This is a genomic window from Flavobacterium eburneipallidum (genome assembly GCF_027111355.2).
Classification (GTDB): domain Bacteria; phylum Bacteroidota; class Bacteroidia; order Flavobacteriales; family Flavobacteriaceae; genus Flavobacterium; species Flavobacterium eburneipallidum.
The window spans coordinates 194,391-207,772 of record NZ_CP114291.2; the positions used below are offsets into that span (position 1 = coordinate 194,391).

At 35.6% G+C, this 13,382-nt stretch carries 5 protein-coding genes; all 5 read right to left on the minus strand.

From position 1 onward, the window contains the following. Positions 1 to 19: 19 nt before the first annotated feature. The 5 genes from OZP15_RS00790 to OZP15_RS00810 all read right to left on the minus strand — a co-directional run bounded on the left by OZP15_RS00790 (position 20) and on the right by OZP15_RS00810 (position 13,034). Positions 20 to 4,066 (minus strand): hybrid sensor histidine kinase/response regulator transcription factor, encoded by a 4,047-nt coding sequence (locus OZP15_RS00790; RefSeq protein ID WP_281336732.1) that lies wholly within the window; start codon positions 4,064 to 4,066, stop codon positions 20 to 22. 207 nt (positions 4,067 to 4,273) lie between these two features. Further along, positions 4,274 to 5,710, minus strand: coding sequence for an MFS transporter (locus OZP15_RS00795; RefSeq protein WP_281336733.1), 1,437 nt, complete (start codon positions 5,708 to 5,710; stop codon positions 4,274 to 4,276). Between the two features lie 17 nt (positions 5,711 to 5,727). Next, positions 5,728 to 8,043: a GH92 family glycosyl hydrolase gene (locus OZP15_RS00800; RefSeq protein WP_281336734.1), complete on the minus strand. Its 2,316-nt coding sequence runs from the start codon at positions 8,041 to 8,043 to the stop codon at positions 5,728 to 5,730. Between the two features lie 263 nt (positions 8,044 to 8,306). Then, a complete protein-coding gene (locus OZP15_RS00805) occupies positions 8,307 to 9,956 on the minus strand; it encodes a RagB/SusD family nutrient uptake outer membrane protein (protein WP_269226599.1) in 1,650 nt (549 codons plus the stop codon). A gap of 27 nt (positions 9,957 to 9,983) precedes the next feature. Continuing rightward, the gene (locus tag OZP15_RS00810; protein ID WP_281336735.1) at positions 9,984 to 13,034 is read right to left on the minus strand and encodes a SusC/RagA family TonB-linked outer membrane protein; all 3,051 of its coding nucleotides are present in this window, start codon (positions 13,032 to 13,034) and stop codon (positions 9,984 to 9,986) included. Positions 13,035 to 13,382 lie beyond the last annotated feature (348 nt).

The window sequence follows — 13,382 nt, forward strand, 5'->3', positions numbered from 1 at the left end:
CTCATGTGTTTGCCCTGCCTCAATTAATCAACTTACTTGGCGGAAAACCAAACTGTTTTTTGAAACACCTACTGAAATACAATGGATCGTTGAAACCCACTAAATCGGTCACTTCAGAAACGTTGTGTTTTTTGGATTTTAAAAATTCGGCAGCCTTTTTGAGACGAACGGTTCTAATGAATTCATTAGGAGCTAAATCAGTTAACTCTTTGATTTTTTTGTACAATTTAGAATAGCTTACGCCCATTTTATCGCATAAAAAATCGGTTGATAAATCTAAATCGCTTAAGTTTTCGTTGATCAAATGAGTCACTTTTGTCATAAATTCTTCATCAATTGGCGAATGCGTTAGTAGGCTAACATTACTTTCGACTTCTCCCGAAAACTTTAATTTTAATTCCGCTCTAGACTTGATAATGTTTTCGATAACCGTTTTTAATAATGAAGGTTCAAAAGGTTTGACCAAATAACTATCGGCTCCTATTTCGTATCCTTTTACTTTGTCTTCGTTTTCAGAAAGTGCCGTTAATAAAACTACCGGAATGTGACTAATAAACTCATCTTCTTTCAGCTGTTTGCAAAATTCGAGACCGTCCATTACAGGCATCATGACATCAGCAACACAAAGAATGGGTTTTATTTGTTTGCAAATTTTCAACCCTTCTTCACCATTTTCGGCATCATACACTTTATAATAATCAGACAAATAATCAATCAAATATTTTCGAAGTTCGCTATTGTCTTCTATTACCAATATTTTTTGTTTTAAATCTGTATTCTGAATGACTTTTTTAACGGGTTTTTCTGGAATAAAAGCATTTTCATTGTCATTGGTCAAAGCATATTCAAACACTTCTTTGTCGGAATAAAAACTACGCTCTATGGGAATTTCTACCGAAAATGTACTTCCTTGTCCTGGTGTACTTTCTACTTTTATTTTGCCTTTGTGGATTTCTACCAAGGATTTTACTAACGATAATCCTATTCCTGATCCGGTGTTATTGGCCTTACTATTGGTAGCTTGATAAAATCGTTTGAATATTTTTTCTTGACTTTTCAGCGCAATTCCTATTCCGTCGTCGCTTACATCAATAATTAGTATGCCTTCTGCTCCATCTTTTCGTCTAATGGATACATCTACATTTCCGTATTTGTTGGTAAATTTCAAAGCATTGGACAAAAGATTGTATAAAATTTTATCGTACTTATCGTTATCAATCCAACCCGTAATGGTTTCGTCTTCGGCAATAAAATTGAGCTTTATATTTTTATTATAAGCCATTTCCTTAAAAGCATCAAAAATATTTCTAGAATACAAGTAAATGTTGGTTTTCGAGACTTTTAACTTTAATTCACCCGACTGTGCTTTTCTAAAATCGAGCACTTGATTGACTAGATTCAATAATCTACTGGCGTTTTGATAAATGAGATTGTACCTTCCTTTTTCGTAGTCGGTGGCATGATTGCTTTCTTCTAATAATTGTTTGGCTGGGCCTAAAATTAGCGTCAATGGGGTTCTCAATTCATGTGAAATGTTAGTGAAAAAGCGAAGTTTTTCATTGTTTAATTTAACGTCCTGTTCCCTGTTTATTTTTTCGGTCAGTAATTCTTGTTTCAATCGGATGCGGTTTTTTATTTCTTTTCTAATAAAATAAAAGACAAGAGCTAAAACTACAAAAGCCAACAAAAATGCGGTTGGTGTTAACCAAAATGGTGGCAAAATCTTTATTTGATAAGCATCTGTTTTGCTCCAACTGCCATTGCTGTTGCTGGATCTTATTTTGAAAACATAATTACCCGAATAGAGATTGGTATATTGTACAATTCTGGAGCTGCTGTTGATGGTTATCCAATTTTTATCGAAACCTTCGAGCATGTACTGAAACCTATTGAGTCGCTCATTCGTATAAGATGGCGTAGAAAATTGAAGCGAAAAATTGCGGTTTTTATAACTCAATTCTATTTTTTTGCTGTAATTCAAATCTTTTAAAAGAGGCACTTGTCCGTTGATTTCCATATTCGGAAGCACTTCTTCATTTTGAATTCTGAAATCGGTGATAATGGGCATTGGAGTCCAGGTGTTTTTTTTCATTTTATGAGGCGAGAAATAAATAACCCCATTTTTGCCACCCAAATAAATATTGGCATCATTAAAATTAAAAAAACCGCTAGAGCTGAAAACGTCCAATCTATTACCACTATTGACATGATAAATGGCAATGTCTTTCAGATTGGTTTTGAGTCTTGCTACACTGTTATTGTTGATATTCAGCCATAAATCTCCGCTGGCATCCGAGAGCATTTCGGTAACCCATTTCCCCGCAATTTCTTTCGGACTGGTTATGGTTTTGAAATTGTTTTTCAACGGATTATATAGGTACAATCCAAATCGTGAAGATGCCCAAATTTTTCCTTTTTTATCTACAATGATATCGCTAATATCCTCAACATCATCCTCTTGATTGATTCCTTTTTCCTTAATATAAAGCGATTTATAGCGATGGCTTATCCCTGATTTTATATTGTATTTAACCACTCCAGCTTCTGTGGCAAACCAAAAGTTATTGTGATTGTCTTTTTCTACAGCATTAATTCTTAACTCTGGTAATAATCTAGGCGTTCCTGTCTTTTGTTTCAATGTTTTGGTATCCAAAATGATAGCTCCATCGCCAAAAGAACCCACCATAATAAATTGATCTGAAATTTTGGCAAAGGCAAATATTGGCGAAGCTTTGAAACCCAAATTAATTTCTTTGTAGCTATTATTCAGATAATTGTAAACCAAAACATTGCCGTTCCACAAGCCACAATAAAAAGTTTTCCCATCATCGGTATAGATACTTGCCATATCTTTTTTGGGATTATTCAACGGAACAAAACCAGCCGAATTGGAAATAAAAAGTCCGTCATGACGAGTTTGGACAATAATTTTGGAGTCGTAGGTTTTTAAAATTCCTCGAATTCTAGGAGCTTGGTTGCCTATGTATTTGGATATGTCTTTGTTCAGTACGAACTGATTTTCATAAGGATCGTATTTGTCTAATCCGTCTTCGGTTCCAATCCAAAGCACTCCTGATTTATCAAAATACAATGCCGCTACCAAGTTATCTACAATCGATTTATCATCCGACAAAACCGAATAATACCATTTGTAATTTCCCGCTGGAATATCTTCTAATTGATTGCAAACCAACAATCCGCCCAGCGTTCCTACCCAATATTTTCCATCGGGCGCTTGTGCAACGGATAAAAAATAAGGGCCTAAATTGCTTCTAACCTCATCATTGCTGATGTAGAGGTTAATGAATGTATTGTTAGCTTTATTTAGTTTATACAATCCTTGACGCGTTCCAACAAATAGGTCGGATTTTGCATCTTGATAGATAAAATTAACATAAGGATTTTTCTCCTCACTATTGGGAATCGTGAGTGTATAAGTATTGATTTTCAGAATTGCACCGTTAGTTCCTAAAGTGATTTTTGCCACAGAACCTGTTTCATAACTGCCAATCCAAATGTTGCCGTTTTTGTCTTCAAAAATTTCTTTTATGTAATCAAATCCTTGAATTGGAATTTTTTCGAATCGGTTTTCTTTCCCAGAAAACAAATACAACCCTTTGGCTTTTGTTCCTACCCAAACTCTTTTGAATTTATCCACATGAACCGACCGAACTTCTTGGTCGGGCAAACTTTTGGGATTGTTTTTTTGGGTGGTGAAAGTGGTAAAAGTATGATCATCAATTTTATAAAGTGCCAAACCTTTTCGGGTTCCTATCCATAAATTATTGGATGATTCATCGAGTTCTAATGCTGTAATATCGTCATTACGCAGCTTGTTGCTCCCAACAGAAGCACTCATAAAGTTCTTGAATTGGTATCCATCAAAACGGTTGAGTCCTGAATAAGTACCAAACCACAAAAAGCCTTTTTTGTCCTGAACAATATGCCTAATAGAGTTGTGAGACAACCCATCATTATCGTTATAATGCTCAAACTTTATATTCTGGGAATGTGAACATAAAAATGACATTAAACATAAAAATGATATGATAGAATTCAGTTTCATAAATAAATTTTAAAGGCAATTTGAATAGTGGTTTTCAAAAAAAATGGTAACTAAAATTTTGAAAAAACATTGATTTTTCAAACCATTAAAGGTATTTAAAAGAATTAAGATTTGTAGTGTTCTTAATTCTTTTAAATACCTTACTATTAAAATTGTATTCTATTTGCGATAAATTGTTACTGTTTTTTATCTCATATTCTTATAAAATCAATGTCCGCCGCTTACTTTTTTATCAAAATTTATTCCTTGGGCTTTTAAAATTCCGCTGACTTTCCAGGCATAAAAAGCTAAATAAGCAAAACACAAAACACCAACAATATAGCTATTCTGAATGCCAATACTATCCGAAACAAAACCTTGAATCCAACTGATAATTCCACCACCACAAATCATCATAATCAAAAAACTACTGCCTTGACTGGTGTGTTTTCCTAATCCACTTACTGCCAAAGTAAAGATGCAAGGCCAAAGCGTACTACAAAACAATCCAACACTGGTAAAGGCATACACACTTATCATTCCTGTAGTAGCCATTCCTGTACCCAGACTGACAATACCCAAAAAGGAGAAAATCAGCAACATTCTAGCTGGATTTCCTTTACTGGCCATATCAGCAAATATTAAAACCAAAATGATGAATCCATACACATAAAAAGGTGTCAAATCGTGTTTGGCAATCGCATTAACCAACAAGAAAATACCAAATGCCAAGTAAGGAGCCAAGAATCGCAATATCTTTTGCGTGTTCATATCATCTGTAAAAGCTTCTACAGCTCCTGTCCAGCGACCAATCATTAAACTCGCCCAATACAAGGAAATGTAGGGTGCAATATCGCCAATAGAAAATCCTAAATCGTTTTCCATATAAGCGGGCAAGTTACTGGCTGTAGAAACCTCAACTCCTACATAAAGAAAAATGGCAATCATTCCCATAACCAATTGAGAATACTGCAAAGCTGATTTTTTGGCTATAACCGTTTCTTCTTCCGATTCTATGATTGCTTCGGGTTGTTCGGGTAAGGATGAAAATTTTAGTAAGATAGCCACCAACAGAAAAGCCAATCCTAGAATCAAAAAAGGCACTTTTACACTTTGGATATCCATTGTAATATCGCCCGTTGTAGTAGATCCAAAAATAGCAAAACTAACAATCAATGGCCCAATAGTAGCACCAAAATTATTGATTCCTCCTGCCAGAGTCAATCGTTGTGAACCCGTTTTTATAGGCCCCAACGCAATGGCCAATGGATTAGCAACCGTTTGTTGCAAAGAAAATCCTAATCCAACTATAAACAAACCCGCTAGCATTAAGGTGTAAGAACCTAAATTTGCTGCTGGATAAAATAACAATGTGCCAAGCGCAGAAATGACTAAACCTAAAACCAATCCGTTTTTGTAACCAATTTTGTTGACTAAATCTTTTCCTAACAACAAGGAAACTCCCATGTATATTAGCGAACCCACCGTATAGGAAATATAAAAAGCAATGGAAACAAATTGGCTTTGCCCTTGAGTTAAATCGAATGCTTTTTTAAATACGGGAATTAAAATATCGTTACTGGCAGCAACAAATCCCCAAAAGAAGAAGACTGTTACGAGAGGAATAAGTTGTCCCCATTGGGTTTTTGAATTTTCTGAACTCATAGTTTTTGGTTTTTTAGTTAAAGCTTTGGTTTATTGGTCATTTCTAAAATTAATTCTCCTCCGTTTGTAATTTTATCGTGCGAAATATGAAAGTTTTCTATAACTGTATCATTTAATTTTACCTGATTGATATAAATGTTTTCCGCACTATTTTCACTGGCTTTAATAACAAATTCTTTCCCTGAATAATATTTTGGATTTAAGGCAATGGTAATTTTATTAAAGAGCGGACTTCCTAATTGGTACTCCGGATTTTGCTCGGTTCCACCATTCATTTGAAATAGACCTATTTTGAGCAATACATTCAAACTTCCCATTAATCCTTGATCTTCATCACCGTTGTAACCTGTGTTTGGAGCCAATCCGCTGAAGGTTTCTTTCAATACATTTCTGGTCCAATATTGTGTCAAATCAGGTCTTCCTAATAAATTGAAAATAAAGGAAGTTTGGATAGAAGGCTGATTCCCAAAATTGATAGGAATACGACTGTACTCGGGATGCAATTCAGCAGCATGAGAAGTTCCAGAAGTGAAACTCAACTTTTGAGCCACTTCGAATTGGGCATTTAATTTGGTTATGGCTTTTTGTTTTCCTCCCATTAGTTCTACTAAACCGTCAATATCATGTGGTACGAACCAGGTAGATTGCGCACTATTGGATTCTATAAATCCGTGTTCGTATTGATACGGATCAAAGTTTTGGAACCATTTTCCATCTGCATTTTTAGGGCGCATCCAGCCTTGTGATGGATCAAAAACATTTTGATAGTTTTTAGACCTTTTCATGAAATAGTTGTAATCGTCTTGATGATTTAATTTTTTGGCGAGTTGTGCCAAAGTCCAATCCTGATAGGCATATTCCATGGTTTGACTCGCACCATCTTGATGCAATCCGAAAGTAGTACCTTCGGGCAACGGATACGGCACATAGCCTTTGTCCATATAGTATTTCATTCCACCGCCAATATTAGTATCATGTTCGTAACCTGCTTTTCCCATGATTCCGTTGAGCATGTGGTTTTTTTTGAGTGCTACATAAATAGCTTCTAAATCATCTTTTATCAGTCCTTTTTGGATGGCACTCACCATAAACGGTGTGGTCGAAGCTCCCGTCATTACATACGTATAATTTCCACCCGCTGGACCACGAGGAATCATGCCGCCGTCTTTGTAATATTGCATTAAGGAATGTACAAAATCTTCCATTATTTCAGGATAAACCAATCCCCATAATGAATTTATAGTCCATTGAGCACCCCAAAAGGAGTCGGAATTGTATTGATTGTATTTTGGTTTTCCATCAGCTCCAAGCGGCAATTGTCCGATTCGGAATTTTTCGCCTGTATTGTCTGGATAAGCACCATTGACATCGCTAATCATTTTTCGACCTTGCAAAGCATGCCAAAGATCGGTGTAGAATCGTCTTTGGTCTTTTTCGGTTCCGCCTTCAATTTTAATTCTTCCCAACAAATTATTCCATTCGGTTCTTGATTCTGAAACGACTTGGTCAAAATCCCAATGGGGTAATTCTTGTTCGATATTATTGGTGGCATTTTCAACCGAAGTATAAGACAGACCGACTTTCATCAACACTTTTTGGCTTGATGGCTCTAAATTCACCAAATAATTGCCTGTTTTTTTGTCTAATTCTATTGCTGTTATAGGCTGATTTAATTTGATTTTAAAAAATACTTTTAACGGTTTTGGACGTCTGGTAGTAGGCGCCATTACGAAACTTCCTGTCAGTTCCTGATTGTTGTTTTTTTCTAATGTTCCTTCGATATTATCACAAGGTCCTAAAATGGTATTGAGATTAAACAGAATCGCTTTTTGTGCTTTTTCTGGGAAAGTGTATCTGTGAAATCCTACTCTTTTGGTACTCGTCAATTCAGTTGTGATTTGGTATCTTTCTAATACTAATGAATGATAACCTGGGGTAATTTTTTCTTTTTTGTGACTGAATTTAGAATAGAAATCGGTAAAAATACCTTTCTTATTCTCATTCGTTACCGAAACTGGCATCAGCGAAAGTCCCGCCATTTGCCATTCGTGAATGTGGCTAAATCCTTTTACGGTGTCTGTTTTGTATTTGTATCCCGTTCCCCAATCGCCTTTTATTTCGGTATCTGGACTCAAATTCATCATACCAAAAGGACGAGTAGCAGAAGAGAAGAAAAACCAACGAGAATTTTCGGTATCCAGCAAAGGATACACTTTATCTACTAATTGCTCTTTTGGAACAGCCATTGTGTTTTGCGTTTTGCAGGATACAAGCAAAACAAACAATAAACTTATTCCTATACTGCTGCTATAAAAAATTTTATTTCGTCTCATTTATGGTACTTTATTACATCATTTATTTTCAAGCTGCATTTTCTAGAAAAAGAACTTGTTGCATGATTGGTTTACTTTTCTATTTTAATTTTTGGTAGTACAGTTAGGTTGTTTTAAACCTTAAATGGCTTTTGTTAAGCGTTAATTTATAAAATAAATACAGGCGGGCAATTTCTTGCCCACCCATACCAACCAACAAAAGTTTATTTTTAATATTGTATTACATCTCACTTTTTGATTGAACCCAAAAGATTTCTTTTAGATTAATCGTACAATGGATTTTGTTTTATGCTTTTATTTGTATTATCAATTTCATATTGAGGAATAGGTCTCAAAAGGTGTTTTTCTTTCAAGGCATTATTCATTTTAGCATGTGGATTGTGTAATAAAGTACGCTCGATCAATTTTCCTGTTCTTTTCAAGTCCATCCATCGGTTTACTTCCCCTATTAATTCTCTAGCTCTTTCGTCAAGAATGAAATCAAGGGTTACTTGTCCAGCTGTTACTGGCGTAGTCAATCCGGCTCTGCTTCTTATTGCAGTAAGTTTAGTAGCTGCTGCTGTTGGATTTGATGCTTTCAAATAGGCTTCGGCAGCAATTAAGTATGCTTCGCCTGAACGCATCATGACCATATCTCTAGTTCCTTCTGAAAGTTCATTAGGCTGTTTGAAAGCTACGCCTGGTTCATCAAATTTTTTGAACATTGGCGTGTGCGCATTCGTAACACCATCTACTTCAAAATACTGGTCTGGATTGATAACTTTGTAAGGCACTGCAGCAATTTGAGCTGGTGTCCAAGCCACTTTTGGAAAATAAATCGCTCTACTTCCTGCAGGTACTGTAACTGGAACTCCTCCTAATGTAGATTGAAAATCTTTGTCGGCAATAATCTCTCTACGGAAACTAGCATCGGCTCTTTGATCGTTATCATCAAAAAGATTGTAGAAGAATAGTGTTGGCAACGGATCTAACCCTTTTTGGTACAAATTCCCTCTAATCATTCCTGGATAATCGTAGTAAGGAAACTTATACAACTGGTGTCTTGAATTTCCCCAACCTCTACTCACAGAAGTGCTTCCAAACAAATAAGAGAAGAAAACTTCCGAGTTGCGTTGATTAGTAATACTGGTCAATGAAGCAAAAGTAGGTACTAAAGCGTGTTTGCTAATAATAGTTTCGGCCAAAGTCGCTGCATTGGTAAAATCAGCAGGCAAACCAAAAGTTTTATAGCCTCTGGTAAGCAATACTTTTGACGTTAAATGTCTTACTGCATCTTTCGTTACTCTACCGTAAGCAGTAGCGGTTTCATTGGTTTCGGCCAAAGCTTCATCAAGATCTTTTAGGATTTGAGTGTAAACAGCCTCTTCGGTTGCACGAACATAATCTGTAGAAGAAGTTTTTACTTGGTTCAAAACCAATGGTACTCCTCCAAAATTCTCCACTAAATGGAAGTAAGACATGGCTCTGAAAAATTTAGCTTCGCCCACTCCAGCCGTTTTCACAGCAGGAACTACACCTTGAATTAGGTCTGCGTTATCTATTGCCAAATTGGCAGCAGCAATAATACTGTACTGATTTCTCCAATAATAAAAAACTGCCGAGTTGAATGAATTAAAATCGACGTAATCATTAACATCACTAACCCCAGAAACGGTTGTTCCTCTGGTTACAATATCAGTCCCTATATCTTCCAGTTGGTAATACAAATTAACATTAGCTTCATAGCGGGTTGAAGTTTCTCTCGCTCTTTCATAGATTGAAGCAACCAACTGATCAAAAGTTTTAGGATCAGAAAGAGCCAATTCAATAGTTACTTTTGATTTATTCTCTTCCTCAAGGTAGCTGTCGCAAGCTGTACCAAGAATACTTGCCGTTAGCAGTATTCCAATAATTTTATAATTAGAGTATTTCATTTTTCTCGAATTTTTAGTAAAAAATAATTAAAAGCTAATATTAAGACCTGTCATGAATGTACGTGAAGAAAATGATCCTCCAAACTGATCTCTTCCTGCATTTTCAGGATCCCATCCGTCGTATTTAGTGAATACAAAAGGATTTTGTACTGTTCCATACACTCTTAAACTTGCAATTTTAAGTTTTTCGAGAATTGTTGCTGGAATCTTGTACCCCAAAGTCATGAATCCTACTTTTACGAAAGATACGTCTTTGTAATATTCCGCATTCGCATAAACTCCACCATTACCTGGTTGGTGCCATTCGTCTGATTGTCTTTCTGGTGTCCAATAGTCAACCTTCATACCATTAAAAGTTCTAGTAGGAACATCTGCCCAAGACCATCCGTGGAAATTACTTTTATACATGTTTCCTTGGCTGATGTTTACAAATACAGAGAAGTCGAAATTTTTGTAATTCAACGTATTGGTAATACCTCCAGTCCATTTTGGACTAACTTGTCCTATTACTTTTCTATCTACAGTCGTAATTTTACCATCTCCATTCACATCGGTTACTCTTACTTGACCTGGACGTTGACCGAAAGTAGCTGCTTCAGCTGCCTCTTCTAAATGCCAGATACCATCAAACTCATAATCATAAACAGCTCCTAAAGGTTCTCCTACTCTGTGGATCAAATTGGTTCCACCAATACCATAAGTAATTTCAGTTACGCCACCATATAATTTTGTTAACTCATTTTTATTAGAAGCAAAATTGAAATTAGTGGTCCATTTGAAATCCCCTTTGTCAAAGTTCACAGTGTTTAATCCTATCTCGATTCCTTTATTTGTGGACTCTCCAATATTGTTAAATGTTCCTGGATAACCAGAAGTGGTTGGCAAAGGCATAAAGAATATGATGTCTGAATTTTTTCTATTATACACATCTATCGAACCCGTAATTTTGTTGTTTAAAAATCCAAAATCAAAACCTAAATTCAATTCTGTGGTTCTTTCCCAAGTAAGATTTTCATTCGCCAAACCTGTCAAATAAGCTGTTGCTATTGCTGAATCTCCAATATTGGTTGCGCTAGCACCTAATAATGATTGTGATTGTAGCGGTGTTAATCCACCACCTTGACCATTATTACCTGTTTGTCCATAACTCAATCTCAATTTAGCATTGGTAAACAATTTTTGCTTTTGCATAAAACTTTCGTCCATCATTTTCCAAGCAAAAGCTGCCGATGGGAAAAATGCCCATTTGTTCTTTTCTGATAATACAGATGATCCATCATAACGACCCGTTACAGTGAACATGTATTTATCCATCAAACCATAGTTTAATCTTCCGGTGTAAGATTCCAAAGTTTGTTTGGTCAAATCACTGTTTAGAGCAGTAATATTAGTTCCTGCATCTAAATTATAAAACTCAAAGGCATCGGTAGTAAAATTTCTAACCGTATTGTTGTAACCTTCTTTGCGTTCCATAAATCTTGAGATTACTGCCATCGCATCTAGAGCATGGATCCCTTTGGTAAATTTATAATTGAAGATGTTATCCCAAGCATAAGAAAAATAATTGGCATTGTTTACTGTAGCAGTACGAAGTGATGGTTGTGCTACTACATCTTTAGAGTACAATCCACGGTATTCACCATATCTTGAAAATTTAATATTTGGCGAAAATTTAGACGTAATAGTCAACGCTTCGATAGGCTTAATTTGCACGGCAATGTCTCCAAGAAATTGCAAATATCTCGTTTCTCTTACTTGATTGTCGGCCTCAAATAATGGATTGGTAATTTGAGTTTCCTTTGTTGTTGGAAAAAAACGCAACGATCCATCGTCATTATAAGCACGACCAATCGGTTTTAATCTGTAAGCACTTCTAAAGGCTTCCCAACTACCTGTGTTTTGCAAAGCATTTGTTATATAATTGCTCACACTCAAGTTCAACCATTTGGTAAGATCACTTTTCAAACTTCCTCTGATGTTGTATCGGTTGAAGTCTTCTCCTTCTATGGTTCCTTCATCTTTGGTATAAGCCAAACCTAAACCATAAGTAGTTTTATCCGTTCCTCCGCTCAAATTAAGGGTATGATTGGTTTGCATACCGTTTTTAAGTAACAAACCTACCCAGTCTGTACTTACTCCATCGGCAACATTTTGCAATTCTTCAGCATCTAAATAATTAGACAACACAACATCACTGGCTCTGTAATTCAGATTTCCTGTTGGTTTTATAAACTCATTACCTACTACAACATCTTTTAGAAAGGTAATATATTCTGAACCATTCCAAATTTCTGGCAAATGATACGCTTGTTTGAAACCTACATAGTTGCTGTATTCTACTCTTAAATCTCCCTTTTTACCTCTTTTGGTTTCTACAATAACAACCCCGTTACTACCTCTTGAACCGTAAATTGCAGTCGCCGAAGCATCTTTAAGGATATCCATTCTACTAATATCGGCTGGATTCAAGAAAGAAATATCGTCCACAAAAATTCCATCTACAATAAAAAGTGGATTTTGTCCCGGATTAGCTCCACCTCCAGATACGGTTGCATTAGTACTAATGGAACTAGCACCACGAATACGAATATTAAAACCACCATCGCCAGGCTTATTGTTCGTACGTTGAACCACTACCCCAGCCGCTTGTCCTTGTAATGCAGAAATTGCATCTACCTTGTTGGCTTGTTCTATTTGTTCTGCTCTAACAGAAGATACTGAACCCGTTACATCGGCACGTTTTACTTTTCCGTACCCAATAACTACTACTTCTTTTAGCAATTGATTTTCTTCATTAATGGATACATTCAAATTGGCTCCTCCTTTATAAGGAACTTCTACAGTCTTGTATCCCGCAAAAGAAAAAACAAGTACATCGCCAGTACTAGCACTGATTTGATATTTACCATCTATATCAGTTGAAACACCACTATTGGTTCCTTTGATAACAACATTAACTCCCGGAAGAGAAATCTTGTCTTGATCTGTTACCACACCCGTCACTGTTTTCTTTTGTGACCACGAATTAATTGAAAACCCCATAAAGAAGGCTAACAATAATAGTTTAAGTTTTACCATATTTTCTTTTTTTAGTTAGTTAATAGTGGAACAAAGCTACTGTTAAGGACATGTTAAGAAATGGACAAACCTTTATGAAACATGGACGTTTTTAGTAAAAGCAAAAAAAACAGCTTTTTTTCAGTAGATTGTACTAAAAACTTCACACTTATAAGTATGTTTTAGAGTATGGGATATTAATCTTTGTCAAAGTTTTTAAACTTTTACAAAGATGCTCGGCTATCAAGTTAACACTATTGAAATATTCAATTACAGGTTGCTCTTACAGAACTTTATTTTTAGAACTATAATAAATTAAATGAGGTTAATCTTTGTCAAAGTTTTAAACTTTGACAAAGATGCTCGAGT